The organism is Planctomicrobium stercoris, from assembly GCF_051465655.1.
In the GTDB taxonomy this organism is placed as follows: domain Bacteria; phylum Planctomycetota; class Planctomycetia; order Planctomycetales; family Planctomycetaceae; genus Planctomicrobium.
The window spans coordinates 4,716,558-4,741,156 of sequence record NZ_CP195791.1 but is presented as its reverse complement, the minus strand read 5'-3'; the positions used below and the strand labels follow the sequence as shown (position 1 = coordinate 4,741,156).

At 57.4% G+C, this 24,599-nt stretch carries 23 protein-coding genes and 1 pseudogene; 14 read left to right on the top strand and 10 right to left on the bottom strand.

Features of this window, described 5'->3' with window-relative positions; all coding sequences use genetic code 11:
• Window positions 1-68: 68 nt before the first annotated feature.
• On the bottom strand, window positions 69-1,121 hold the full coding sequence (gene recA, locus SH661x_RS19015) for a recombinase RecA (protein WP_437224831.1): 1,053 nt from the start codon (window positions 1,119-1,121) through the stop codon (window positions 69-71).
• Here recA and SH661x_RS19010 point away from each other — a divergent pair.
• On the top strand, window positions 1,063-1,227 hold the full coding sequence (locus tag SH661x_RS19010) for a hypothetical protein (protein WP_437231246.1): 165 nt from the start codon (window positions 1,063-1,065) through the stop codon (window positions 1,225-1,227). The two genes, recA and SH661x_RS19010, sit on opposite strands and share 59 nt — an antisense overlap.
• 288 nt (window positions 1,228-1,515) lie before the next feature.
• Here SH661x_RS19010 and SH661x_RS19005 read toward each other — a convergent pair whose 3' ends face one another.
• From SH661x_RS19005 to SH661x_RS18995, 3 genes and pseudogenes are all read right to left on the bottom strand, one after another.
• Window positions 1,516-1,878 carry a carboxypeptidase regulatory-like domain-containing protein gene (locus tag SH661x_RS19005; RefSeq protein ID WP_437224829.1) on the bottom strand — a complete coding sequence of 121 codons (363 nt, stop codon included), beginning with the start codon at window positions 1,876-1,878 and terminating at the stop codon, window positions 1,516-1,518.
• Window positions 1,879-2,112: 234 nt separating this feature from the next.
• On the bottom strand, window positions 2,113-2,436 hold the full coding sequence (locus tag SH661x_RS19000; protein ID WP_437224827.1) for an H-X9-DG-CTERM domain-containing protein: 324 nt from the start codon (window positions 2,434-2,436) through the stop codon (window positions 2,113-2,115).
• A gap of 10 nt (window positions 2,437-2,446) precedes the next feature.
• Window positions 2,447-3,331 (bottom strand): annotated as a pseudogene (locus tag SH661x_RS18995) (DUF1559 family PulG-like putative transporter); the annotation flags it as partial.
• A gap of 422 nt (window positions 3,332-3,753) precedes the next feature.
• Here SH661x_RS18995 and ilvN point away from each other — a divergent pair.
• From ilvN to SH661x_RS18975, 4 genes are all read left to right on the top strand, one after another.
• A complete protein-coding gene (ilvN, locus tag SH661x_RS18990; RefSeq protein ID WP_437224824.1) occupies window positions 3,754-4,299 on the top strand; it encodes an acetolactate synthase small subunit in 546 nt (181 codons plus the stop codon).
• Between the two features lie 116 nt (window positions 4,300-4,415).
• A complete protein-coding gene (gene ilvC / locus SH661x_RS18985; RefSeq protein ID WP_437224822.1) occupies window positions 4,416-5,420 on the top strand; it encodes a ketol-acid reductoisomerase in 1,005 nt (334 codons plus the stop codon).
• 325 nt (window positions 5,421-5,745) lie between these two features.
• On the top strand, window positions 5,746-5,967 hold the full coding sequence (locus tag SH661x_RS18980) for a hypothetical protein (protein ID WP_437224820.1): 222 nt from the start codon (window positions 5,746-5,748) through the stop codon (window positions 5,965-5,967).
• Between the two features lie 12 nt (window positions 5,968-5,979).
• The gene (locus SH661x_RS18975; protein ID WP_437224817.1) at window positions 5,980-7,221 is read left to right on the top strand and encodes a hypothetical protein; all 1,242 of its coding nucleotides are present in this window, start codon (window positions 5,980-5,982) and stop codon (window positions 7,219-7,221) included.
• Between the two features lie 47 nt (window positions 7,222-7,268).
• Here the strand turns inward: SH661x_RS18975 and SH661x_RS18970 are convergent, their stop codons facing one another.
• On the bottom strand, window positions 7,269-7,868 hold the full coding sequence (locus tag SH661x_RS18970; protein WP_437224815.1) for a nitroreductase family protein: 600 nt from the start codon (window positions 7,866-7,868) through the stop codon (window positions 7,269-7,271).
• Between the two features lie 106 nt (window positions 7,869-7,974).
• Here SH661x_RS18970 and SH661x_RS18965 point away from each other — a divergent pair, with 106 nt between their 5' ends.
• The 3 genes from SH661x_RS18965 (at window position 7,975) to SH661x_RS18955 (ending at window position 12,150) form a co-directional block, all read left to right on the top strand.
• Window positions 7,975-9,819 (top strand): sulfurtransferase, encoded by a 1,845-nt coding sequence (locus SH661x_RS18965; RefSeq protein ID WP_437224812.1) that lies wholly within the window; start codon window positions 7,975-7,977, stop codon window positions 9,817-9,819.
• Between the two features lie 227 nt (window positions 9,820-10,046).
• The gene (locus tag SH661x_RS18960) at window positions 10,047-11,678 is read left to right on the top strand and encodes a serine/threonine protein kinase (protein WP_437224809.1); all 1,632 of its coding nucleotides are present in this window, start codon (window positions 10,047-10,049) and stop codon (window positions 11,676-11,678) included.
• Window positions 11,679-11,685: 7 nt separating this feature from the next.
• Entirely contained in the window at window positions 11,686-12,150 is a 465-nt protein-coding gene (locus SH661x_RS18955) for a hypothetical protein (RefSeq protein WP_437224807.1), read from the top strand.
• 232 nt (window positions 12,151-12,382) lie between these two features.
• Here the strand turns inward: SH661x_RS18955 and SH661x_RS18950 are convergent, their stop codons facing one another.
• On the bottom strand, window positions 12,383-13,411 hold the full coding sequence (locus SH661x_RS18950; RefSeq protein WP_437224804.1) for a CsgG/HfaB family protein: 1,029 nt from the start codon (window positions 13,409-13,411) through the stop codon (window positions 12,383-12,385).
• 209 nt (window positions 13,412-13,620) lie between these two features.
• On the opposite strand from SH661x_RS18950, the gene SH661x_RS18945 reads away from it, so the two are divergent.
• Entirely contained in the window at window positions 13,621-13,980 is a 360-nt protein-coding gene (locus SH661x_RS18945; RefSeq protein ID WP_437224802.1) for a hypothetical protein, read from the top strand.
• Here the strand turns inward: SH661x_RS18945 and SH661x_RS18940 are convergent.
• Together SH661x_RS18940 and SH661x_RS18935 are read right to left on the bottom strand one after the other, a co-directional pair.
• Window positions 13,963-14,166 (bottom strand): DUF1289 domain-containing protein, encoded by a 204-nt coding sequence (locus tag SH661x_RS18940; RefSeq protein WP_437224799.1) that lies wholly within the window; start codon window positions 14,164-14,166, stop codon window positions 13,963-13,965. The two genes, SH661x_RS18945 and SH661x_RS18940, sit on opposite strands and share 18 nt — an antisense overlap.
• 78 nt (window positions 14,167-14,244) lie before the next feature.
• Window positions 14,245-15,075: a phytanoyl-CoA dioxygenase family protein gene (locus tag SH661x_RS18935; RefSeq protein WP_437224796.1), complete on the bottom strand. Its 831-nt coding sequence runs from the start codon at window positions 15,073-15,075 to the stop codon at window positions 14,245-14,247.
• Between the two features lie 104 nt (window positions 15,076-15,179).
• Here SH661x_RS18935 and SH661x_RS18930 point away from each other — a divergent pair, with 104 nt between their 5' ends.
• Entirely contained in the window at window positions 15,180-15,959 is a 780-nt protein-coding gene (locus tag SH661x_RS18930; RefSeq protein ID WP_437224794.1) for a helix-turn-helix domain-containing protein, read from the top strand.
• A 94-nt stretch (window positions 15,960-16,053) separates the two neighbouring features.
• On the opposite strand, the gene SH661x_RS18925 is transcribed toward SH661x_RS18930, so the two are convergent.
• Window positions 16,054-18,828: a PSD1 and planctomycete cytochrome C domain-containing protein gene (locus SH661x_RS18925; RefSeq protein ID WP_437224791.1), complete on the bottom strand. Its 2,775-nt coding sequence runs from the start codon at window positions 18,826-18,828 to the stop codon at window positions 16,054-16,056.
• A gap of 258 nt (window positions 18,829-19,086) precedes the next feature.
• On the bottom strand, window positions 19,087-19,569 hold the full coding sequence (locus SH661x_RS18920; RefSeq protein ID WP_437224789.1) for a flavin reductase family protein: 483 nt from the start codon (window positions 19,567-19,569) through the stop codon (window positions 19,087-19,089).
• A 354-nt stretch (window positions 19,570-19,923) separates the two neighbouring features.
• Here SH661x_RS18920 and SH661x_RS18915 point away from each other — a divergent pair, with 354 nt between their 5' ends.
• The 4 genes from SH661x_RS18915 to SH661x_RS18900 all read left to right on the top strand — a co-directional run bounded on the left by SH661x_RS18915 (window position 19,924) and on the right by SH661x_RS18900 (window position 24,576).
• Complete coding sequence (locus tag SH661x_RS18915) at window positions 19,924-20,145, top strand: hypothetical protein (protein ID WP_437224787.1); 222 nt, start codon at window positions 19,924-19,926, stop codon at window positions 20,143-20,145.
• A 211-nt stretch (window positions 20,146-20,356) separates the two neighbouring features.
• Window positions 20,357-21,211 carry a sugar phosphate isomerase/epimerase family protein gene (locus SH661x_RS18910; RefSeq protein ID WP_437224784.1) on the top strand — a complete coding sequence of 285 codons (855 nt, stop codon included), beginning with the start codon at window positions 20,357-20,359 and terminating at the stop codon, window positions 21,209-21,211.
• A 128-nt stretch (window positions 21,212-21,339) separates the two neighbouring features.
• The gene (gene cobA, locus SH661x_RS18905) at window positions 21,340-22,866 is read left to right on the top strand and encodes a uroporphyrinogen-III C-methyltransferase (RefSeq protein WP_437224782.1); all 1,527 of its coding nucleotides are present in this window, start codon (window positions 21,340-21,342) and stop codon (window positions 22,864-22,866) included.
• 234 nt (window positions 22,867-23,100) lie between these two features.
• Entirely contained in the window at window positions 23,101-24,576 is a 1,476-nt protein-coding gene (locus tag SH661x_RS18900; protein ID WP_437224779.1) for a M81 family metallopeptidase, read from the top strand.
• Window positions 24,577-24,599 lie beyond the last annotated feature (23 nt).

Genomic DNA, 24,599 nt, shown 5'->3' with positions numbered 1-24,599 from the left:
TCACCGTTTCTCTGCCGGGCAGGGCTGGCGCCGCCCTGCCGACAGATGTCTCACGGTACTTATTCTGACTAGTCGTCCGCTCCTCCGCTAGCTCCTTTGATCAGGTCTTTGGCTGCCAGCAGTTTGTCCTTGATTTCCTTCAGCAATTCCGGATTCTCTTCCAGGTGCTGCCGGGCCTTCTCACGCCCCTGTCCCAGCCGCATCTCACCGTAGTTGAACCATGCGCCGCTCTTCTGGACGATGTGGGTCGCGACGGCCATGTCGAGAACGTCCCCTTCCAGGCTGATCCCCCGTGCCCCGAGCATGTCGAACTCAGCCACGCGGAATGGAGGTGCGACCTTGTTCTTCACCACTTTGGCCTTCATGCGAATGCCAATTGTCTCTTCGCCATCTTTCAATGTGGCGATTCTGCGAACATCGACGCGGCACGAGCTGTAGAACTTCAGGGCGCGGCCACCGGGAGTCGTTTCCGGGCTGCCGAACATGACCCCGATCTTCTCACGGATCTGGTTGATGAAGATGACGGTCGTCTTGGCTTTGGCGATCACCCCGGTCAGCTTACGCATCGCCTGGCTCATCATGCGGGCCTGTAGTCCGACGTGCTTGTCACCAATTTCCCCATCCAGTTCCGCCTTCGGAACCAGAGCTGCCACCGAGTCCACAATGATGATGTCCACAGCGTTGGACTTGATCAGCATTTCTGCAATCTGCAGACCTTCTTCACCGTAGCTCGGCTGGCTCACCAGCAAGTCTTCCAGGTTGACTCCCAGCTTCTTGGCCCACGCTGGGTCCAGAGCGTGTTCAGCGTCGATGAAGGCGGCGATTCCGCCTGACCGCTGGGCGTCAGCGACGGCGTGCAGCGCGAGGGTCGTTTTACCGCTCGATTCTGGGCCGAAAAGTTCAATGATGCGGCCGCGAGGAAAGCCTGAGCCCCCAAGTGCCAGGTCCAGCGAGAGCGCTCCTGTCGAAATTCCGTCCACAGCACCGGCCGGCTGATCGGACAGGCGCATGATCGCACCTTCCCCGAAGCTCTTCTCGATCTGACCTAGAGCATTTTGCAAAATGCCGCTGGATCGTTCTTCTGAAGAATTTGCTTTTTTGGAAGGCTTGGCTTTGGCCATTACGGATGTTCCTGTTTCAGAATTAAGGGCAAACGCAGACAGATCCGGGGCGATCCGTCAAAACCTGGCTTTGAGTGCGTTTGGCGGACGGCTTGGCTGCAAGTGACGTCTGTCATGGCACATCCCAAAATCAAATCTGCCCGGAAGCTGTGCGTGGCTGGTCTTTTTCGCAGACTCATTGAGTCAGCGTCTAGTGAACATTAGAACACACTATAGCAGGGGGGCCGGATGTTTCAATGCAGAACCTGCCCGGGAAGAAACCGTTGCCGGTCTGCGCGTCGAATTGAAGTCAGCCGTGTCGTGATGAGATGAATCCGCAGGGCGGTTGAAAAAGAAAAAGGGACCTCCACAAGTGCGGAGATCCCTCGACTCTTTTCATTGACTTCTAATCCACTTACTTCATGTCAAAATCGAACGAAGTTGTGGTCTCTGTTACCTTCGCGGTGAACCCGCTGGTGGAGGGGCTTCTGTATTTTGCAGGGATTTCGGCCATTTCTTCCGGGACTTTGGCTGTCGTGCCTGCGGGCGTGACTTTTTCAACCAGCGGCGGGACCAGCGTGACTGCGTAGTTGCCATCGGCAAGCGGTTGCACAGTCTCGAAGGTTCCATCTGGATTGATGACGGCAGTTCCTCCCATCCCCTGGGCCTTGTCGTAGAACGTGACCGTTCCTTTTGGGACAGGATTTCCCTTGTAGGTGACCACTCCGGTGACTTTCTTTCCTTTCGGGGCGACATGGGCGGAGCCACAGCCGCTCACGCAGAATGCCGTCAGCAGCAAGAGGCAGAAAGTGCTCAAAAGGGGACGTTGTAGTTGTTTCTCCTTCAGTCGATTCAGAAATAGGGTGATTGAGGACATTTTGCGACAACCTTGATGGAAAGATGCTGCGTCTCTCTCAATGATGAAGCCAGGAGAGACGCAGCAAAAATGTTGTGAAACTCAACGAACAGGCGACTTCAGGTCTCCCCGGAGAGGGGAGGTCTGCAAGTGCTTTTAGAATTCGCCGAGAACCTGGCCGTCGGCTCGCATAGCAAGTTGCTTGGCGGTATCGAGGTTGGCGTTTGTGCTCAGGAACCGGACGGATCCGTCACACAGCAGGATGTGGAGACCGCCCGTGTGCGGAGAGAGCAGCTGGGTATTGCAATGCATTTCTCCAGCAGCGTTGGGGAGCGTAGCGTCGCGGGATGACAGGTTGTATCGCAGGCTCCGTGTTGGAGTAGCAACGGCAGTCTCCGGTCCAGTTCTCGACTCCGGGGCTGCCGATGAATGCTCCGCTTGGCCCCTGCGGGCGAGGGTCCACGTTCTGTCCGGTTGCATCTTTCATGTAGTCCGACTGTTCTCCAATCATCATGGTGTTGGAAGCTCCGTCGGTGATATCCCGGAAGCCGATTTTGGAATTCCGGAAGAAAATTCCGCTGGTTGAAACTTTGCCGAAAGTGAGGGCGTCCTGAGCAGTCGCTGCAGTGTCTGCACCACCGATGAGAGCGTAGCTGGTCGTGGTGACGGTATAGGGAGTGCTGCCAACGTAAACAGTCTCTGTCGGCCGGAGGACCGTGCTGGGGCACTGCATGTAAGGGGGACGAAGAGTGTTGAGGATGTCGGCATTCACCGGATTCCCGGGGAGATAAGACCATCCGCTGGTGAAGACCATTTTGTTAAACGCTGCAGCCTGATCAGCCTGTGGCAGAATCGAAGCCCAGGGGGTGGTGTAGTGTGACCAATCGTTGACCGAGCCGGGGGGAAATGTGGAAAAGACGTCGTGGTAGTTGTGCATGGCCAGTCCAATCTGCTTGAGATTGTTCTTGCACTGGCTGCGTCGGGCCGCCTCACGTGCCTGCTGAACCGCCGGCAGCAGCAGGGCAATGAGCACTGCAATGATGGCGATGACGACCAGCAGTTCGATCAGCGTAAATGCGGATCGCTTCGGTGGGCCCTGAGGGTTCACTTTGCGGGGTTCAAAATGAGTCTGTGGAGTCATGATTTCTGCTTCTGAAAATAATGGGGAAAAGTTGAGCCGTTCGCCCTGAGGGCCTCGAAGACACTGGCGCTGAGTTCCGATGATTCGAGTTCGGCGTGAACGCCGCGACGACGGCAGGACAATTGATCGAAATAAGACTATATGCGAACAATTCGCTGGAGAAGAGAAAAAAGGACGAATTGGGCCGGTATATAAAGGCCGAAATTCGATAGAAAATGGGTAGTGGCGTCCCATGGTTGTGGTAAATGTCAGCAGTCTCACGGAATTACGGAGTCGCTGTCGTAGGCGAATTGATCTGAGGCGATTGATCTGGTCGGCGTCTCTGCATTGTGGCGTTACCGCAGCTTCTCGAAATTCCCGCTCAGGATTTGCCGGACCGTCCTAATCGAACTTCCCCACTGGCGGGTCGGCGGTTTCTGCCTGTTGCACAGTTGAGAGCGCTGCAGGGGTCCAGTAAACTCCCTGATTCGTCAGGTTTGCCCTGAATTGGATGCGAACATCGGACGCCTGAAGAGTGTCACGCGGCGGTATTTCCTCCAAAACTGTTTCTCTTGGCAGGTGGGGTCTTCAGGACTCCTTACAATGACTGACAGCCTGTCGCTGTCAGTGATCCTGCCGAATAGGGACGTCGTAGCTCGGTGTTCCGGAAAAAAACTATGAGACACATCCTTTCCGCACTTGTCATGAACCAGCCAGGCGTGCTGGCCCATGTTTCCGGTATGTTGGCCTCCCGCGCCTACAACATTGACAGTCTGGCTGTCGGGCCGACGGAAAATCCGCAGTTTTCCCGGATGACATTCGTTGTCACGGGGAGCGGTCGTGAACTGGATCAGGTCCGCAAGCAGCTCGAAAAGATCGTCACTATTGTCAAAGTGGTCGACTATCTCGACGAAGAGCATGTTGAGCGTGATCTGATGCTGATCAAGGTGAAAACCGTCAGCCCATCCACGCGCAGCCAGATCAAGGAACTGACGGACATTTTCCGTGGCCGGATCGTGGATGTCTCCGCAGAACACGTGATGATCGAAATCTCGGGACAGGAACGCAAAGTTGAGGCGTTCATTGACGCTGTCCGCCCGTTCGGCATTCTGGAAATGGCCCGGACCGGCCGGATTGCCCTGGCCCGCAAGGTGACGATGTCCGCCGATGTGGAAGTTGGCGATCCGACTCATCATGAGGAACTGGCCGAGCAGTCCCGGTAAGTCATCCGTTCTCAAAAAACCGTTCTTGTCAGAACGTCTCCTGCACACGCTTGAAGTGTGTGACGCAATAGATTCAACGTCAGAAAACCCATTACAGTACTTTCGAAAGCGAACCGATGCCCGTCACAATTTACTACGACGATGATGCCGACCTCTCCCTGCTGAAGGACAAGACCATCGCGATTCTCGGCTACGGCAGCCAGGGGCATGCCCAGGCTCAGAATCTGCGGGACAGCGGCTGCAATGTGATCATCGGCCAGCGCAAGGGAAGCCCCAACTACGATCTGGCTGTCAGCCATGGCTTCAAGCCGGTCTCCGCTGCCGAAGCTGCTGAAGCTGGCGATCTGGTCAACATTCTTCTCCCGGACGAAGTGCAGGGAGACGTCTACAAGGCAGACGTCAAACCTCACCTGAAGCCCGGTAACGTGCTGCTCTGCTCGCACGGATTCAACATTCACTTCGGGCAGGTCGTTCCGCCTGAAGGTGTCGATGCCGGTCTGGTCGCTCCGAAAGGTCCCGGTCACCTGGTCCGCAGCGAATACGTCAAAGGGGGCGGTGTCCCCAGCCTGATCGCCATGTACCCGGGTGCTTCGGAAACTGCCAAGAAGCTGTGCCTGGCCTATGCCAAGGGGATCGGCGGAACCCGTGGCGGCGTGATCGAAACGACCATCGCTGAAGAAACGGAAACCGACCTGTTCGGTGAACAGGCTGTGCTGTGCGGGGGCGTGAGCGCTCTGGTCAAAGCCGGTTTCGAAACACTGGTCGAAGCGGGTTATCAGCCCGAAATGGCCTACTTCGAGTGTATGCACGAACTCAAGCTGATCGTCGACCTGTTCTACCAGGGCGGTCTGAATTACATGCGTTACAGCGTGTCGAACACCGCTGAGTACGGCGATTACACCCGCGGTCCTCGCGTCGTCACCGAAGAGACCAAGAAGGTGATGAAAGAAATCCTCAGCGAGATCCAGTCCGGCAAATTCGCCCGCGACTGGCTGCTGGAAAACAAAGTCAATCAGGCGAGTTTCAAGGCAACCCGCCGTCGCGAACGCGAGCACCAGCTGGAAAAAGTCGGCCGCGAACTCCGCAGCATGATGAGCTGGATCGACGTCAAAGAAGTCTAACGTAACAGTTCGATTACATTGACACCCTAAGAGCTTCCCGTCGTTGATGGGAAGCTCTTTTTGTTTTCTGGCGTGACATCTCACCCGGTCGAAATCTGCAGAGCGGTTTGCACTGTTTTGTTGGCTCTCTGCGGCACCTCTTGAATGGTGAAATTTCAGGAGTGGATTTGCAGGCAGAATTGTGGATAATCCTCTGGATTTTCTCATTTCGCCGCATTCTGGGCAGACAAAACGGGTCGTTGGTTTCTTTTCCCTGTTCCCTGCCCTAGTGCCTGCATCTGGCTTTCGTTCGCTGTCTGAAACCGTGCGTTCAAAGGGGAATACGATGTCGTGCACCAAGTGGTGTTTGCCCTTCAACTTGTTATTCACGCTGTGCAGTATCGGATTCGGTGTCCCGGTTTTCGCGGATGACCGATTCGAGCTGCTGCTCAAGCGCGTCCCGTCGGGGGCCAACGCCGTCATGGCTGTCGATGTGGAAGCCGTCAACGAATCGGAGATCGCGAGAGATCGGGGTTGGGCGCAGGTGCATGCGGCTGCTTACACGTAGCGTCCTCTGGTGGTGCCTCCCGAAACCGCTCTGGTGGTGATCGCAGCGCAGCTGGACATCCGCAATCAACTGCAACAGACATGGGAGATGGCGCTTCTGGAGTTGACCGAGCATCTTCCGCTTTCAGCGATTGCCAAAGCAGAAGGAGGCCAGCTGGACACCGTGGACGACGTCTCTGTCGCGTGGTCCCCCGCGGGTGCGTATTTCCTCGATCTCGGTCCGAAGCTGTTGGCAATGACCGCCCCGGATGACCGTCAATTCGTCGCGAAGTGGTCGGCAGCTCAGAAGACTCAACATGCTGCCGATTTTCCTGAGTATCTGCATAACGCAGTGGTGGAACTTTCCGCAGCTCGCCCGATCGTGCTGGCACTGGATCTTGAGAATGCGATCCAGCCGCATCGTCTGAAGTTAACGCTTCAGCAATCCGAGGTCCTGAAGGAACACCAGGATCAGGTCGCGCGCCTGCTTCCCATCATTTCGGGATTGAAGGGGATCAAGCTGAAGGTCGCTTTGAACAAAGAAGCTCAAGGAAGTCTTGAGATCGATTTTCATGGCGATGTCACCCCACTGAAGAACTTCGCAAAACCGTTGATTCTGGAGTCGCTGGATCGATTTGATGCCCATCTTCCGGGATTGGAGAAATGGAGCGTTCATCTGGAAGACCATCAGATTGTCATGAGCGGGAACTTGAACGACGTCGCGCTGCGGCGGATCTTCAGCCTGCTGGAAGTTCCCACATCGCGATTCAGTCAGGGGAGTTCTTCAGACGAAAACCAGCCCTCTTCTGCCGAGCAGGCGGCCAAGAGCTCCCAGCAGTACTACAAGTCGGTCGCGACTTTGATCGACGATCTGAAATCCACGCTGGGAGAGAACCGCGACAATCATGCTGTCTGGATGGAACGCTATGCGAAGAAGATCGATCAGCTCCCGTTGCTGGGGGTGGATCCAGCGTTGCTGGACTGGGGCGCGATGGTGGCGGAAACCATGCGAACCATGGCGCTCGCTGAGCGCAGTTCGGGGATCCGTAGCGGAGTGCGCAAGTCCGCCGTGTACGGGGACTATTTCTCCTACAACAACTACGACTACAACACCGGGAACTACACGTCTGCTTCCTATGCACAGCAGGTGAACCAGATATCGACTCAGGAAAAGGCACAGGCCAAGGCTGTTCGATACAGCTCCTGGAACGACATGCAGGATGCCACCGCCCGAGTTCGACGGGAGATGACCGAAAAGTATCAGGTCGAGTTCTGAGTGCCGAAGGCAGAGGCTGGATATCCCCGTATGAGTTGGCGAAACGTTTAAAAGTTGAAGGAGCCCGGCTGGGCAAATTCTTCAATCTTCTTTCGCCCGGTGACCACTTCGCGTTCGCGAAGTGCTTGCGGGAGTTCCTCGGGATCGCCGGGACGCCCGACAGCGATCATGCACTCGATTTCGAAATCCTCCGGAATTTTGAGGGCTGTGCGGGCCTTGCTGCGATCGAACCCTGCCATGCCGTGAGCGACAACATCGTGCATGGAAGCTGCCTGCAAAAGAAGATTCTGCACCGCCATCCCGGTATCGACGGAGTGAACGGGGTTCGGCTTGCCGTTCATGGTAAATGTCTTTTTGGAGAGAGCGAGAATCAGGACGCCGGCGTTTTTGCACCATGTCTGATTGGCTTCCATCAGAATGCCGAAAAATGTGGGCCAGTGCTCCGTATCGCGATGCGCGTAGAGAAACCGCCATTCCTGCTCGTTGTACGTCGACGGTGCCCAGCGGGCGGCTTCGAAGAGTTCATTCAGCGTCGATTGAGGAATCGCTTCGCCGGTGAGAGCACGCGGTGACCATCGCTTCAGAAACAGGTCCAGGATGTTGTGGTCCGGCTGACGATGCTCCAGAGGATTCGGCAAACTTCCCATGCGAGGTCTCCTGTATTTCAACTGCGTTCTAGCTGCCAGATCGACACAATCTTCAGTATAGTGTGATTTTGAATTTTCACCCTCAATCCGAAATTTTTTCAGAAAAATGGCCCCGGCAGCATCCAAGATTGTTTCTGACTCCAGTGCATCAACTCCCGGCAGCTTTGTGAATGTGGCTGCCTATCTCTTCGTTCCCCTCGACAATCTTCAGGAACGCAAGACCACGCTGCGGAAGCTGTGCAGAGAGCTCTCTTTGAAAGGGACGATCCTGCTGAGTCCCGAGGGGATCAACCTGTTCATTGCTGGATCACGGTCGGCGGTGGACTTGCTTCTGGAGCACCTGCGGAGTGATCCTGCTCTTTCGAATCTGGAAGTGAAAGAGAGTTTCAGTGACGATCAGCCGTTCGAGCGGATGCTGGTGAAGATCAAACCGGAAATCATTGCCTTCGGAATTGACGGCATTAATCCCGCCCGAAAGACGTCGCGGAAGATCTCGGCTCCGGAGCTGAAAGACTGGATCGAATCGGGGCGCGACCTGGTGCTTTTGGATGTTCGGAACAACTTTGAAGTGCGCGTCGGCACGTTCGACGACGCTTTGCCGGTGAACGTCGATCACTTCCGTGACTTCCCCGAAGCGATCGAGCAGCTCCCGGAAGACTTGCGGGAACGTCCGGTCGTCATGTTCTGTACCGGAGGGATCCGCTGCGAGAAGGCTGGACCGCTGATGGAGCGTGCGGGATTCCGCAACATCTTTCAGCTCAACGGTGGAATTCTGAAGTACTTCGAGGAAGTGGGGGGTGACCACTATCACGGGGAATGCTTTGTCTTCGATAAGCGAGTGGCTCTCGACCCGGAACTGAAGCCGACCGCCACGCAGCAATGTTACGCCTGCCTGCAGCCTTTGAGCGTCGAAGATCAGCAGTCGCCGCACTACGATCCGCCGCACACCTGTCCGCACTGCTTCCAGACTGAAGAACAGAAGCGCGAACGTCTGCTGGCAAAACGTCACGCAGCGATTCAGAAGGCGGTGACACCCTTACCCGGGAGCACACCCTATGACAACCCACGTCCGCTGAATGTCCGGGAGCGGTTTGCGGGTCTCACCCTGCTGGAGTTCGTCAAACAGAATCATCCTCATCTCGGGGCGGAGTACTGGGAAGAGGTCTGTCGGTCAGGGAGGATCCATCAGCACGGTCAGCCTGTTTCTGCAGATCGAATCGTCCGTCCGGGGGAACAGTTTGCCCACCTCTCGCCGGCTTCCATTGAACCGGATGTAAATGGGGCGATTGAGATCCTGCATGAAGATGATGCACTCGTCGTCGTCAACAAGCCGGCTCCGTTGCCATGCCACCCGAGCGGCCGTTTCAACCGCAACACGCTGCAGTGGATCTTGAATGAAGTCTATTCTCCGCTCAAACTCCGCCCGCCGCATCGGCTGGATGCGAATACCACCGGAGTGGTGGTTCTGTGTAAGACCCGGACGATGACTCAAAAAGTTCACGCCCAGTTTGAGGCAGGAACCGTCGAGAAGTTCTATCTCGCCCGGGTGCAGGGGCTTGTTCCCTGGGAGAATTGTCGCTGTGAGGCCCCCATCTCCGCCGAGCCGACCGAATGCGGCGGCCGCTCGATCTGCGAGAACGGACTCCCATCTCACACCGTCTTCGAGCGTCTCCACCAGTTCGAGGATGGAACAACGCTCGTCCGGGCACAGCCGATCACGGGACGAACGAATCAGATTCGGGTCCATCTGTGGCATCTCGGATTTCCTGTCGTGGGGGACCCGCTGTATCTGCCTGAACAGCAGATGGGCCAGACGCAGACTCATGCCACGGGAGGAACGATGTGTCTACACGCAGCCAGCCTGAAGATCGTTCATCCGTTGACGGGCGAGGAAGTGACTTACCAGGCCCCCACTCCCGCCTGGGCCGAGGTTTCAGGGCAATCCAGCTGAAGGGAATTTTGATTGATGAGTCTGAAGCGGGGCCGAATTGCTGCACTCGGCGAGTGCGGCGTACAGCAATCAACCGCACCCGGAGAGTGCGGAGGACAGTACCTCGCACTCTCCGAGTGCGAGATTCAGCTTCAGGCTGAGCTTGAGGGAAATCTTGATTGCGAGTGCTTCTTGAATCGGCGAAACTGATTTCTCATCCGCAACCCCTCAACGGCTGACCCTCATCCATGAGCTCCGACTCCGAAAAGCTTCGCCGCATCGGTCCCTTCCTTCTGGAAAAAGAACTGGGCGTGGGAGGAATGGGGATCGTTTACGCAGCGGTCTATGAGAAGAATGGCACCAAGTGTGCCGTCAAAGTTCTGGCTCCCGACATGAGCGGGAACGAAGCGGTCAATCAGCGGTTCATCCGCGAAACGGAAATTCTCAAGAAGCTCCAGCACCCCAATATCATTCGGTACTTCGGGGCGGGATCGAATCGCACGCAGCGGTTCTATGCGATGGAAATCATCGACGGCGGTGCTCTGGATCAGGTCATTCGCCGGGAAGGCCGGTTGTCCTGGGAGACGACGGTCGACTACGGACTGCAGATCGCCCGGGCTCTGGAACATGCCCACAATGCCGGGATCGTGCATCGGGATCTCAAACCGGCCAACCTTCTGCTGACGAAAGAAGGGGTGCTGAAGTTGACCGACTTCGGCATCGCCCGTGATACCGAAGCGACCGCACTGACCCAGGCGGGGAAGACGCTGGGAACCATGAACTACATGGCTCCCGAGCAGATCAGCGGCAAGTATCCGGTCAACCGACGCACCGATCTGTACGCATTGGGATGCGTGCTCTTCGAACTTCTGACTGGTCGCGTTCCATTTCAATCCGAAACGCAGGCAGAGTTGCTCTTCAAGCATCTGGATGAAACTCCCCCGTCTGTGCGGGAGTTCAATCAGTCCGTGCCTGTCGGTTTGACGAAACTGATTGATGAGCTTCTCGCCAAGGAGCCGGACGATCGCCCGTACGATGCCCTGGCAGTGCAGGTGCGGCTGGAGGAAATCGTCAAGAAGGCTGAGAAACAAAAGGAAAAACAGAAAGCGGTGACCGCTGCCGGCGGTGCTGTCATGACAGCCGGAGTCGATCAAAAGACATCCCAGGTCAAGAAGAAAAAGAAGAAGCAGCAGGAGGAAGGGGCCGTCGTTCCGATTTACGAACGGAGCTGGTTCCTGGGGACTGTGCTGGGAGTCATGCTGCTGGGGGTGACCTATTATGTCATGCAGAGCCGCAGTGAAGCGACGCTGTATGCCCGGGCTGAAAAGTATATGTCCGCCTCCACACCCGCCACGTGGGTGAATGCAGAGCAGGGACTCAAAACGATGCTGGCCCGCTATCCCAAAGGAAAACATGCGGAACAGGGCCAGCAATGGCTCGATCAGATCGAAATGTTTCGCACCGAAAGCCGGATCGAAACCAATCTCAAGCTCGGCAAGGATGCTCAGTCCGAACCGGAACGGCTGTATCTGGCTGCGTTACAGTACGAAAAGTTTGGCGACCGCTTTACCGCTCTGGAAAAGTACGACGCCATGCCCAAGGTACTCACCCGTGAAGAGCCTGCGAACCGGCCGTATCTGAATCTCGCCAGACGTCAGGCGGAAAAGATCCGGGCTCAGGTGCATGGAGAAACCGACCGGACCGCGTTTATCGAGGAACAGCTCAAGCAGGCGGACGAGCTGTTTGCTGATGGCAAGAAACTCGCAGCTCGCGAAAAATGGCAGGCCATCGTCAATCTCTACAGAGACAACGCCGAGTTTGAGCCCTATACCAAACAGGCGTCCGATCGCCTGATTGAAGCCAACAGCAGCACGAATTGAACTCTCCATGCTTCAGTGGCTCTGCATCGCCGGATTGATTGTGATCCCCACAGCCATATTGCTCTGGTTGATCTTTCGAGGGGGCAGAACGACTGAAAGCCAGCGGGCCCTGCGGCTGTTCAAACTGCGTCGGGAGGCGCTGGAGGCGAAGTTCTTTGACCTGGCGGTGCTGCGCGGGGTTCCGCGTGGTCTGACCTGGGTCCGGTGCGACTGGAAGCCGGATGTCAGTTTTGCCCGGGACATCGAAACCGGCTTGCTGACCGCATTCGTCGGAGTGGAGATTCACTTCGAAGCGATCGCCGGCGGGGAGATGGAGGACGTCGAAGCTGTGGGACACTTCCGGGAAGCATCCGCAGTCTTTCATTATCAGAGCGGAGTTTGGGGGACTGGCGGAAAGGCGCTGTTCAACATGAGTCCCGCAGAAGCCGTTCATCGTCTGGCCGGACAATACACGCCTGTTGAAACAGCGTGATCCCCGGGTGCCCCAGACAGAGTCTGGGTTCCGAAGGAACAAGAGGCATGTCGAAACGCATTCAAATGGACGTGAAGCGTATGAATGGCTGAATCGCTCAGGAGAACGGGGCAGCGTGATTCGTTTGGAAGGTTTCCGGGAGGCCTCTTGCGGCTTCGCCGCACAGACGTTGTCTGGGCCACCCGCTTCCCTATCCCCTATCCCCTATCCCCTACCCCCTACCCACTGACCCTCACCGCCAGATCTCATCCACCGCTGTCGCCACGCGGGCATCACGCTGTTCTTCTGCTTTCTCGGCAGCAGAGCGGTGTTTGCGGATCTCATCCAGACCGGCGGTGTAGCAGGTCTTGTGCTGCAGGCGGAGAGCCTGCATCGCCAGTTGTTCCGCGAGGGCATAATCGTGTCGATGATCGGCAGCGATCGAGAGATTGAACATGGCCGCGTGGTTATTGGGCTCGATCTCCAGGGCGGTGTTCCACTGTTGTTCCGCCAGATCCCATTGGCCGATCTCAGCGTGCCGGTTCCCTTCCTTCACTTCGCGGCGGCCTTTCGTCCAGACATCGCACGAGGCGAGTTGAATTTGCGAAGTTGCTTCGTGAGGAGCGAGCATCCCCACGATGTCGGCCAGGCACTTCTGGGTGAGTGTGTCGAGAACTTCACTTCGCGTGGGCAGCTTCCCGGGCCCAAGTTCGCTTTCCCCGGTGTAGTGATGGGAAACCTGATGAGCAGCCCGGATTTCACCGGTCTCGGCATCCACGAGTTTGAAGGCCACCGTGACGGTCCCTTCCCGGACGAGGTTCTCGCGGAACTCGACTCCCACTCCGCCTCCCGAGGCCAGACGATTCTGTCCGATCGTTCCCCCGCCGCTGGAAGCAGCCAGTGCGGTTCGGCGGACGTGCTTGTCCTCGCAGTGGTAATCGATTACTTCGCCCATCAGCACGCCGTCGATTCCCTGAGCCCGAGCGGGGCCGAGAATTTCATGCAGGTTGATTTCATCACCGGACGCCCGTGAGAAACTTGCCAGCTGCAGTTCCTGAGAAAGCTCGTTCTGATCGACGACTGTATAGAATTCATTCTGCCAGAGCTGACCGGAAAGTGACGTCGCTACCGACTTCCCTTGATCGCCGGCGAATTCCAGAACGACGATGCGGTTCATGCTGCAGACGTCGATGGCAGCAGGTTCCCAGAACTTCACGACCGCGGTGCGGATGCATCCGCAGCTGATCATCGTGTACAGACAAAGGAACCAAACGCCGCGCATCCGTGGCACCGATCTGGCAGATTTTCAGTGACATCCCGCGTGGGATGAAATACAAGAACTCCCCACTCGCCCCCGCCAGCGAAATCTCGGCGCACAATTTCCCCCGAATCGCCGGCAAGGTAATATCGGCACGAGCGAGTCTTTCCCGCCTGTCAAAGTCCGAAAAACAGGCTTTTCCGCCGTAAGATGAAACGATCAGGACAATTCCGTTGAATTCTCTCACCCGGCAGCAGGTCAATCGGTTCCTTGTGGGGATCCTGGCGATTGCATGCGTGTGTGCCGGGCCGATCATCGGCGTACTGGATTCGTGGAACAATATCTGGTGCGGCAGTTTTATCCGGGCCGGTCTGCTGCTGGGGGCGTTCTGGGTCGGAATGCCGACCCGCGGAAGGGCGGCAGCCTGGGCCAATGTCTCTCCCTGGATGACGTTAGGTGTCATCGCTGCGGTGATTTTGCTGATTCGCCGCCCTCAAGTTCTGATTCCATTCGGAGCGGTGATGGGATTTCTGATGTTCATCGTCCCGCTGTTCACCCGGGCCGGGAAGCAGAATTCACCCGATCGGTTCTGAGTGTTTGGACTGCTGCAGTCGGGCAGCTCGCACCCGCGCGACCACCTGCTGGCGGGTCTCCTCATTCATGACGGACCAGCGGGCAATCTCATCCACCGTCCGCAGGCAACCAACGCAGACAGTTCTGGTGTGATCGAGTTCACACACGCGAATACAGGGAGAGGCGGTCGGCCGGGCATCGTTCATCTTCGCAGCTTATCCGAAAACGCCGCGATCCGTGAACCGGAAGGGTGGCCCATCGCCTTCCGGTTCTGGTGTCAGTCGTTATTCCGCAGCTGGTCGGGATGCATTGCTCCAGTGCCCGCTGGGGTCGCTGCCACTGACGATCACTCCTTTGCGGTTCCAGTCGAGTCCAGCGCGCACATCCGCGGCAGCATACCGCAGCGTGAGTCCACAGCGACGCCGATCGGACTCATTGGCCTGAGAACCGTGCAGTAGAAGATCGGAGTGAAACGAAACTTCACCCGCTTTGAGAACGTCATCGACAGCAGTCCCGTACTGTTCAGGATTGTCGATCAGTTGATTCAGGACGCTGTGGTCTGCAGGACTTCCTGGACGATAGGTCATGTGTCCGAAATGGTGCGACCCGGAGATGAACCGCATGCACGCGTTTTCGACATCGGCGTCATCGATCGCCAGCCAGACGGTGACGGCCTTGGACGGACTGAGAGGCCAGTAGCTGGCGTCCTGATGCCAGCCAACCTTCTTCCCGTCGTGTGGCATCTTGCAGAAGAAATGCGATCCCCAGGCGACCACGTTCTCCCCCAGCAGGTCTTTGACATGTGCGACAATCCGGGGATGGGTCAGAATGTCATAGACCGGACCGTACTTGAGATGTGCGGTGCTGATGGAATAGCTGTCCCCGCCGGCAGCAACGACACGGGCAAGAAGATCGTCGAAGTAGGCACGGATCTGCCCGATTTCGGTCTCGGAAAAAATGCGGTACGGCCGGAGATACCCATCGCGATTGAAGGCGGCAATTTCGCTTGCGGTCAATGTCTGTGGACGGTCGTTCGTGACCGGATGAAAACGCAGATCCCGGTCGAGCTTTTCGAGGTCTTCGGTCGCTGGGGGAGCCAGAAAGGTGGTATCCATTGCGTTTGTCACTCTTTGGAGGAATGGGAAGTATTGAGGTGAGGATACGCGTTTTCCGCTGCCAGCGATTGTAGCATTCCAGCATTCTCTGGTATTTTTTGCGCATGGATGATTCACTGACTTTCCGGAAGAAGTTTCTCGATCGGCTCGGTTCTCCGCTGCAGCTGGCCACGCTTTTTGAGTACCTTCCCGGTGTCTGCTTCTATGTGAAAGATGCCCACAGCCGGCTGGTTACCGCCAATCGATCACTCCTCGAACTCCGTGGACTCACTCATGAGTCACAGATTGTCGGACGGTCCGATTTCGAACTGCATCCCCGTTATCTGGCGGATCGCTATGTCAGCGAGGATCAGCAGGTGATGGCGTCAGGGAAGCCGCTTCCCGATCAGGTCTGGCTGATCCCGGCCGAAGCGGGAAATCTGAACTGGTTTCTTTCCAGCAAGCTTCCCCTTTTTGATCGAAAGGGGGCGGTGATCGGCGTCGCTGGGATGATGCGGGACCTGCAGAAGTTCGGGGCGATCTACCGTCCGATGGCGGAAATGGATGGCGTGCTGCGATTCGTGCTCGAGCACTACATGGATCGCATCTCCGTGGCGGAACTGGCCGAGCAGTCGTTCCTGTCCATTAGTCAGTTCGATCGCCGCTTCAAAGCCCTGTTCCAGATGACACCCCGCAGCTACATCCTGCGAGTCCGTCTGAACGCCGCCAGACACTTGCTGATCACCACTGAGAGCAGTATTACCGAGATCGCACTGCGGTGCGGGTTCTATGATCAGAGCTCATTCACAAAGCTGTTTCGTCGTTCGACAGGCCAGACGCCCGCAGCATACCGGTCGCACTATTTGCAGGATGGCCAGCGGAAGCAGACTTCGCACAGTGAGTAATTCAATGGCGAAACCCCGGGGCTTCCTTCGTTTTGCTCAGTCCAGCCCCGGCCGCCTCCCCGAACGATAATGACTGACACACTGCGGGATCTCTTCAGTCCACGAAGAGGAATTCATTGCTCATCATGACCGCCTGTCCGAGTTGCTCCAGCGGATGAGACTCCAGGTACTGACCGAGTGCTTTCACTTCTTCCGGCTTCGCGGGGCGCGCATAAACGCGTTCGATCAACAGGCGGGCCTGCTCGGTCGTTTCTGAACTTCGACTGCGAACGTCCGCTGCCAGCTGCTCGGCGACAGTCAGTGCGAATGGTGAATTCATCACGAAGAGTGCCTGCTGCGGGACGGTTGTGAGTGGTCGTCCGGGACTGGAGGAATCGGGCGATGGGAAGTCAAAGGTGCGGAAGAGTCCGGGCAGATTGTTGCGGTCGATCTGGGCGTAGATAGTCCGGCGCGGAGTGTTTGGGTGCTCTTCAATATTGAACGGGCGTCCTGTCAGGCCGTCATTCAACTGACCAGCGACCTGCAGCATCGCATCGCGCATCGCTTCGAAGTCCATCCGCTGTCGATTCTGTCGCCACAGCAATCGATTCTCAGGGTCGATCTTGCGTGCTTCAGGACGATCCGAGCTGGACTGCAGATAGGCCTGCGAAAGCAGAATCCGGCGATGCAGCGACTTCAGCGACCAGTGGTCTTCGTGAATAAAGGTCCAGGCCAGATGGTCGAGCAGTTCGGGGTGCGTCGGTTCTTCCGCCCGCGACCCGAAATCGCTGGCGGTCCCGACCAGAGCGGTTCCGAAGTGACGCATCCAGACCCGGTTCACAAGAACTCGAGCGGTTAACGGATTGTCGTCAGAGACGATCTTCTCAGCCAGTTCGAGTCGTCCGCTTCCTCGTGTGAAGGGTTTCTCGGCAGCGGGTTCAAGGATGCGCGGTGCATGTCGATCGATGACGTCGCCCCGCCGATTTGGATCTCCGCGCACAAAGACCGCCGGCTGAACAGGCTGATCCTTGTCCAACATGACCATGGCACGCGGAGGAGCGTCCGGGGACGTGGCGTCCCATTCTGCAACCTGTTTCCGCAACTCACGGATGCGGTCTCGCTGATCGCGTTCGAAGAGTGGCGAATCGCCCTCGAGCTTCAGGTCCATGTTCGAATCAGTCCCGACGAGGATCTTTCGCAGAAGTTCCCGCTGAGCGTCCGGCAGGGATTCGGCCGGAGGAGTCTGCGTCTGCAGCTGCTTCCATTCTTCAGACACCTCGTGAAGCAGGCGGGCATAGAGCCTGGCGACATCCAGATGCGACTGAGGCGGAGAGGTGCGAAGAGCATCCTTGAAGATCTCGGGAACCTGCGGATCTTCCTGCAGCGATTTCAGAACTTCGTGGTCCGGAGATTTCAATGCGTCCTCGGGGACCGCCATCAATCTCGACCACGCGATGAAAATGGGATCGTTCTGCTGAATTCGCTTTTCAATCAGGTTCTTCCAGTGTGCGACGAGCTTCTCCCGGGGAGCACCGTGCTTGGGCTGCAGGTCCGTCTGGGCGTCGACAAGTTTCATGCTGACAGCGGCAGCGGGAATCAGATCTTCGAGCTTGTCGACAGACTGCTGGAGCAGTTCGGCGTGCGACTGGGTGATGTAGTCTGCAATGGCCTGCTCCCGCTTTTTGCGTTCTTCGTAGAACGAACGAAGTTGCGGAGCGTTCTCGTCGACTTTCCCCAGGAGCGGTCCCTGTTCGGGCTCGTAGCTGCTCTGAAAGACGCCGTACAGGGAGTAGTAATCCTTGGTGGGGATCGGATCGTACTTGTGATCATGACAACGGGCACAGGCGACGGTCATGCCCATCAGTCCGCGCGTCACCACGTCGATCCGGTCGTCGATGATGTCCGGTTCGCGATTGAGGAAGCGGGGGCCGACCGTCAGGAAGCCCAGAGCCGCGAGTCTTGGATCCCCTTCCGGCAAGCCCAGATGGTCAGCCGCCAGCTGTTCTTTCACGAATTCGTTGTAGGGCTTGTCTTCGTTGAGGGCGTTCACCACGTAATCGCGATACGTGTAGGAGAAGGGGTAGAAGCGATTCTCTGTAAACACGTACCCCTTCGTGTCCGCATAACGGGCCAGGTCCAGCCAATGGCGACCCCAGCGCTGCCCATAGAGTGGACTCGCCAGAAGTTCATCGACGAGCCGTTCAAGAGCATCCGGACGGGTGTCCTGAACGAACGCCTGTACTTCGTCGAAGGTCGGCGGGACTCCGTGCAGGTCCATCTTCAACCGGCGAATCAGGGTTTCGCGGGGAGCCGGTTCACTGAAGCTCAGTCCTGCTTCACTCAATGAGGCGGAGAGAAAGCGATCGATGGAACTCATTCCGTCGGCGCCGGCCGGGACCGGGACATTCTCGATTGGTCGATATGCCCAGTGCTGAGCGACTGCTTCAACGAAGTTGATACTGCCGTCGGAATTGCGCGGGATCCCTCCCCGAGCTGCCGGCGCGGGAGAGGTTTCTTCGGGCCAGTAGGCTCCCTGTTCGATCCAGAGTTTCAGCATCTCCTTTTCGTCTTCCGGCAGGGGAGCTTCTGGAGGCATCTGAATGTCGGAGTCATCGTACTTCACGACCTGCCAGAGTCTGCTCTCATCCACTTTCCCCGGCTGGATCAGTGCTGTCTCCGTAGTGTTCCCCATCACCATCGACTTGTGGTCCAGGCGAACAGACGATTCCTGCTTCTTGTCCCCGTGACACTCGAAACAACGTTTCGCCAGCAGGGGCCGGATATGAGTTTCGAAGAACTGCTCACGTTCATCGGCGAATGCAGAGGAAGGCTGCACGCTGCAGGCCATCACAGCCCACAAGGCAACCAGTACGAAGCGACGATTCGGCATGGGCGGGCATCCGGCAGGATGAATTCAGGCGGAGGGAGCGGAGTCTGCAAGGGAGACTCCACTATCCCGATCATTCTAGCTGATTCTCCCCCGTGTTGGAGAGGAAAAGCCAGATTTTCAGCCACCGCGTCGCAGGAGTTTCTCCCGTCTTGCAGCCTCCATTCCCCGAGTTTTTGGAGAAAATTCTGCTGGATTCGATGCAATCGAGGGGCTGTCGATTCCAAGTGAATTGCGAAGCACGCTGGCTGGTCAGCAAAATCAATAATGCAGCCCGTTCTTCCGCACATGCACCCAGGGACGCTCTTTCCCGAGCAGGGGCCCCGCGCCGGAGTTCGTCAGCTGCACGAGAAAGACAGCATGGTCTCCGGCGTCCATCGAGTCGGACACCGTGCCTTCGAGCCAACCAAGACTTTCCGCCAGGACCGGAAGTCCTGCCGGAGTCCGTTCAATCTTCAGTCCCTCGAATGCGGGAGCACCCGGTTCGAAACCTTTGCCGAAGTGGCCGAGCAGTTGCTTCTGCGTGTCGCCGACCAGACTGATGGCCACGCTGATCCCAGTTTGCAGCCAGCTGTGCAGGTAGCGCGACTTATTGACCGCCAGAGTGATCGCGGGAGGAGAAAACGCCGCCTGCTGCACCCAGCTGGCGAGCATACCGGTCTCCGCCCCTTCGGCATTTCGGGCTGAGAGAATGGAAAGACCACTGGGGATCTGCCCGAGCACCTGAGGGATCGAATCATTCATGAAAAAGCAGCCTGTCAGTTGTTGACCGTCGCGCCAAAGCGATTGTTAAGCGAGTTTTCCCTCAGGATACCGTGTCGCCACAATCAGTGAAGGACTCACAGCAAATCACTCCCTCCTGCCCACTACCCACTACCCACTCACAAGTACCCCGTCCAAACGTCAGATCCCGCTCGGACGGTACATCTTAACCCCCTGATGTTTCTTTTTGGAAACGGACGACCAGAATTCTCCGACTCTTCCGTCCACGTGAAATAGGAATCTGAAGAAGGAACTTCCAAACAGGTTGACTCTGAGGAATGCCCTTTCAAAGACGTTTGCACAGCAACGGAACCCTCTTTCCGGGGAAGAGAAGCAATGCGACAGCAGAAAACCACACGAAGACGCGCACGCAGCGGAGTGAGTCTCCCCAGCCCGGCCCAGATTGCCAAAGAGCGAAGTGCCATCCGTAACGGCTGGTCCACCGGCGAAAAGCAGAAACGCCGGGTCGACGCCAAACATGAGACAATGGATCCCCGATCACAGGCCCACCTGCGGTTCATCAGGTTCCTCGTAGAACTTGAAGCCCAGAACCGGTAAGTGATCAGCGATCAGCATTGAGCTGTCAGAAAAGCTGCTTGAGAAACGGTGGCTTTTCTGACAATCATTTTCCTCTTCCCCGATTCCCTTTCCCCACCTTCCCCCGGCACTCGCTGGACTCTCATTTCCCGATCCGGTCCAATGTGCGCACTTCCGGCGAAATCGTCATTTGGAAGTCGTTTCTGGACCGTGTCGTTGAGGGGGAATCGAGATGAAGTATGGTTTGAACCTGCTGCTGTGGACTTCCGGGGTCGATGAATCGATTTTTCCCATTCTGGAAAAGATCAAGGGATGGGGCTACGACGGCGTTGAGCTGCCAATCTTCGATTTTAACGAAGCGGCCTACCTGAAGATCGGGAAAAAGCTCGAGGAACTGGGGCTCGAGTCGACTGCCGTCACGATCTGCACCGATACGGAAAATCCAATCTCTCCGGAAGCCAGCATCCGCGAAGCAGCGATTCAGCGATTGAACAAAGCCGTCGACATGTGCGCTGCCGCCGGGTCGACGCACTTGTGTGGACCAATCCACTCTGCGCTGGGAACATTCGTCGGGCGCGGTCGCACGGAAGACGAATGGAAATGGGGACAGGAAACGCTGGCGAAAGCTGCGGACTATGCCCAGAAGCAGAACGTCACGCTGGTCGTGGAGAATCTCAACCGCTTCGAGTGCTATTTCCTGAACAGCTCCGAAGACAACGGCCGCTTCTGCCGTGAAGTCAATCATCCGAACCTGAAGATGATGTACGACACGTTCCATTCGCACATCGAAGAGAAGGATGTGTTTGCAGCCGTCGAATCCTGCAAGGATCAGATGGTTCACGTCCACATCTCTGAAAACGATCGTTCGACTCCGGGCGAAGGCCAGGTCGACTGGGACGCCAGCTTCGAAGCGCTGCGTCGCGTCAATTATGACGGCTGGTTCATGATTGAAGCGTTCGGACTCGCTTTGCCGGAACTGGCCGCTGCCACGCGTATCTGGCGCAAGATGTTCCCGAATGAAGAGTACCTGGCCCAGAACGGTCTGGCCTTCATGAAGTCCCGCTGGGAAGGCGAGCTGACCCGCTAAATCGATAGCTTCTCACTGAAGTGAACTCAGTTTAGCCGCACACTCGAAGTGTGCGGCTAAACGACTTTGTGTTCGGGTGATTTTGGAGTCATTCGTCACACTTTCCAGATGCCAATGAGTATGGACCGATGACAACTGAAACACCTTCCGTTGGAAAGGTCTACCTTGTTGGTGCCGGTCCCGGCGATCCGGGATTGTTGACGCTCAAGGGGCAACGATGCCTCGCGGAGGCAGACGTCGTCTTGTACGACGGTCTGGTCAATCCGCTGATCCTGCGGCATTCGCACGCCCGGGCGACGCGAACCTGCCGTGTCGGCGAGGGAGCCCAGCGTCGTCTCGATCAGGCGGAAATCAATCAGCAGCTCATTGATGAAGCCCGTGCGGGAAAAGTGGTCGTCCGTCTCAAGGGGGGCGATCCATTTATCTTCGGGCGGGGGAGCGAAGAAGCTGCCGCGCTGGCTGATGCAGGCATTCCCTTCGAAGTCGTTCCCGGAATCACCGCGGCCATCGCCGCTGGAGAGTACGCGGGGATCTCGCTGACTCACCGGGACATCGCCTCGGCGGTCGCCTTCATCACCGGTCATGAAGATCCCACGAAGCCCGAAACCGCGCTCGATTATGAAAATCTCGCGAGGTTCCGAGGGACACTCGTCTTCTACATGGGGCTGCATCGCATCGAGCAGATCACGTCGACGCTGCTTCGCCACGGAAAACCGAAGGCAACTCCCGTTGCAGTCATCTCTCGCGGCAGCACGCCACTTCAGCGGACGATCACCGCTCCGCTCGAAGAGATTGCCGCCCGGGTCAAAGAGGCCCAGCTGCATGCCCCATCCCTGATCATCATCGGGGAATGCGTGAACCAGCGGGAGAAGATCAACTGGTTCGAAAAGCTCCCGCTGGCTGGAGTCTCAGTCGGAATTACCCGTCCGGAAGGCCACGCGGATAACGCCATTGAACTGGCACTCTCGCTGGGGGCTCAGCCAGTCCTGATCCCCACGATCGGCATTGAATCGCTGGAGGACTGGAGCGAGGTCGACACTGCGATCGACCAGCTGTCGAACTATGACTGGCTGATCTTCACCAGTGTGAACGGAGTGGAGTCACTGCTCCAGCGAATCTGGGAACGGGGAGGCGATGCCCGTCAACTCGGGGCCATCAAACTTGCAGCCATCGGTCCCGCGACCGCCGAACGGCTGGAGAATTACCATCTGCGGGCGGATCTCGTTCCGACGGTCTATCGCGGAGAGGCTTTGGCGGAAGCACTCGCCCCGCATGTGGGAGGGAAACGGGTTCTCTGGGCACGTGCGAGTCGCGGACGTGAGGTTCTCCCGGAACAGCTGACCGCTGCCGGTGCGACATTCGATTCGCTGGTGGTCTACCAGCACGTGGACGTTGAACAATTCCCGGACCCCGTGGCGCGGCAGCTGGCTGCCGGTGACCTGCAGTGGATTGCTCTGAGTAGTCCGACGATCGCTCGCAACGTCGCAAGAATTCTCGATGAGACGCAGAAGTCTCAGACCCGATTTGCTGCGATCAGCCCCGTGACGCAGGAAGCTGCCGAAGCCGCTGGGCTGACCGTGAGTGCTGTCGCGACGGAATACACCTGGGCGGGTCTCTTTGAGGCGATTCAAGCTCATCATCACGCATCTGTGTGATCCCGCGAAATCAGATCGAACCGTTCGGAAGTCACTCAGTAAATGCGCCGGTGAGGCTGCGAGGGGCATGCGTCTGTCATGATTGACGGAGTGGAGCTGCGCACCTTTCCGGATTTCGGACGTCGGCAGAAAGCGTACTTCCCAGGCTGTGTCGAGTCGTTTTCTGTTCGGTATACTGGTATGGTACGTTCCGTGTTGTGGAATTAGTACGTCTCTCCAAACAGGCCAGCACACATGTTCCGTGTCGGTATCGTCGCCATTCAGCATGAATCCAACACGTTCATCCGCAAGCGGACCACGCTGCAGGAATTCCACGAAGATGCTTTTCTGACCGGGCGAGCGATCCAGGAGCAGTATCAGTCCTCCGCTCACGAGGTCGGTGGCTTTTTCACCGGCCTTTCCGAGGCGGGAATCGAGGCAGTGCCGTTGCTGTTTGCCCGGGCAATTCCCGGAGGGATGATCGACCGCGACACCGCTCTGAAACTGATCCAGATTATGGAGGAGCAGGTCCGGGGGGCGGGACCGCTCGATGGATGCTTGGTTGCTCCGCACGGGGCGGGAGTCAGCGAACTTGATCGAGACTTCGACGGGTACTGGCTTTCGCTGCTGCGGGAGATTGTTGGTCCCCGTGTTCCGGTCATCTGCACCATCGACCCCCATGCCAATCTTTCCGCGAGGATGGTTCAGGCGTGTGATGCGACGATCGCCTACCGGTCGAATCCTCACATCGACCAGCGGGCACGCGGCGTAGAAGCAGCCCGACTGATGGCCAGAACTCTCCGGGGTGAAGTTCGGCCGACGCAGGCTGCCTGTTTCGTCCCGATGGTGATCAACATCGAACGGCAGCACACCCCCTCCGAGCCTTGTGCCTCGCTGTATCGCGTGGCTGATGAAATGCTGCAACAGCCAGGAGTTCTTTCCAACAGCATCGTACTCGGATTCCCCTACGCGGACGTTGAAGAAATGGGGACCAGTTTCCTTGCCGTCACCGATCACGATCCTGCTCTCGCCCAGCAGCTCTCCGATCAACTGGGGGCGGAAATCCTGCGGCGGAAAGAAGATTTCGAAGCGCAGCTGATCGGCGTTGATGACGCCCTGGATCAGGCGAGTCAGTCGCAAGGACCGGTCTGTCTGCTGGAGATGGGGGACAACGTCGGGGGCGGTTCTCCAGCGGATGGGACGTGGTTGCTGCACGCCCTGCATGAACGTGGCGACCTGCGTGGTTTTGTCTGTTTGAATGATCCTGAAGCCGCCCAGACGGCAATCGCAGCGGGGGTCGGTTCAACTCTGCGTGCCCTGAGTCTGGGAGGAAAGGTCGATCCGCTGCACGGTCCTCCTTTCGTTTCCGATGTTCGGGTCGTCAGCGTCCATACGGGAACGTTTTCGGAAGATCAGATTCGACATGGAGGAAGCGTGGAGTTTCATATGGGGCCGACAGTCGTCGTCCAGACTCCCGGCCAGCTGACCATCATGTTGACCAGTCTTCGCACCCCGCCCTTCAGCCTGAAACAACTGACGTCCTGCGGGGTGAAGCCGGAAGAATTTCAGGTCCTTGTCGCCAAAGGAGTTCAAGCCCCGCTGGCAGCGTACCGGGAAGTCTGCACGCAGGCGATCCGCGTGAACACCGCCGGCGTCACCTCCGCCGACATGACGCAGTTCAACTACCAGTTCCGCCGCCGCCCGCTGTTTCCGTTCGAACGGGAATTTTAGAACCGCGAATGGGGCGAATCAGG

What these genes read in the sequence shown, in the direction of transcription:
- SH661x_RS19010 (WP_437231246.1), top strand. Translation starts at nt 1,063, where the DNA reads ATGCCGCTGGATCGTTCTTCTGAAGAATTTGCTTTTTTGGAAGGCTTG.
- recA (WP_437224831.1), bottom strand. Translation starts at nt 1,121, where the DNA reads ATGGCCAAAGCCAAGCCTTCCAAAAAAGCAAATTCTTCAGAAGAACGA.
- SH661x_RS19000 (WP_437224827.1), bottom strand. Translation starts at nt 2,436, where the DNA reads ATGCAACCGGACAGAACGTGGACCCTCGCCCGCAGGGGCCAAGCGGAG.
- ilvN (WP_437224824.1), top strand. Translation starts at nt 3,754, where the DNA reads ATGAGACACATCCTTTCCGCACTTGTCATGAACCAGCCAGGCGTGCTG.
- ilvC (WP_437224822.1), top strand. Translation starts at nt 4,416, where the DNA reads ATGCCCGTCACAATTTACTACGACGATGATGCCGACCTCTCCCTGCTG.
- SH661x_RS18980 (WP_437224820.1), top strand. Translation starts at nt 5,746, where the DNA reads ATGTCGTGCACCAAGTGGTGTTTGCCCTTCAACTTGTTATTCACGCTG.
- SH661x_RS18970 (WP_437224815.1), bottom strand. Translation starts at nt 7,868, where the DNA reads ATGGGAAGTTTGCCGAATCCTCTGGAGCATCGTCAGCCGGACCACAAC.
- SH661x_RS18965 (WP_437224812.1), top strand. Translation starts at nt 7,975, where the DNA reads ATGGCCCCGGCAGCATCCAAGATTGTTTCTGACTCCAGTGCATCAACT.
- SH661x_RS18960 (WP_437224809.1), top strand. Translation starts at nt 10,047, where the DNA reads ATGAGCTCCGACTCCGAAAAGCTTCGCCGCATCGGTCCCTTCCTTCTG.
- SH661x_RS18955 (WP_437224807.1), top strand. Translation starts at nt 11,686, where the DNA reads ATGCTTCAGTGGCTCTGCATCGCCGGATTGATTGTGATCCCCACAGCC.
- SH661x_RS18950 (WP_437224804.1), bottom strand. Translation starts at nt 13,411, where the DNA reads ATGCGCGGCGTTTGGTTCCTTTGTCTGTACACGATGATCAGCTGCGGA.
- SH661x_RS18940 (WP_437224799.1), bottom strand. Translation starts at nt 14,166, where the DNA reads ATGAACGATGCCCGGCCGACCGCCTCTCCCTGTATTCGCGTGTGTGAA.
- SH661x_RS18935 (WP_437224796.1), bottom strand. Translation starts at nt 15,075, where the DNA reads ATGGATACCACCTTTCTGGCTCCCCCAGCGACCGAAGACCTCGAAAAG.
- SH661x_RS18930 (WP_437224794.1), top strand. Translation starts at nt 15,180, where the DNA reads ATGGATGATTCACTGACTTTCCGGAAGAAGTTTCTCGATCGGCTCGGT.
- SH661x_RS18925 (WP_437224791.1), bottom strand. Translation starts at nt 18,828, where the DNA reads ATGCCGAATCGTCGCTTCGTACTGGTTGCCTTGTGGGCTGTGATGGCC.
- SH661x_RS18920 (WP_437224789.1), bottom strand. Translation starts at nt 19,569, where the DNA reads ATGAATGATTCGATCCCTCAGGTGCTCGGGCAGATCCCCAGTGGTCTT.
- SH661x_RS18915 (WP_437224787.1), top strand. Translation starts at nt 19,924, where the DNA reads ATGCGACAGCAGAAAACCACACGAAGACGCGCACGCAGCGGAGTGAGT.
- SH661x_RS18910 (WP_437224784.1), top strand. Translation starts at nt 20,357, where the DNA reads ATGAAGTATGGTTTGAACCTGCTGCTGTGGACTTCCGGGGTCGATGAA.
- cobA (WP_437224782.1), top strand. Translation starts at nt 21,340, where the DNA reads ATGACAACTGAAACACCTTCCGTTGGAAAGGTCTACCTTGTTGGTGCC.
- SH661x_RS18900 (WP_437224779.1), top strand. Translation starts at nt 23,101, where the DNA reads ATGTTCCGTGTCGGTATCGTCGCCATTCAGCATGAATCCAACACGTTC.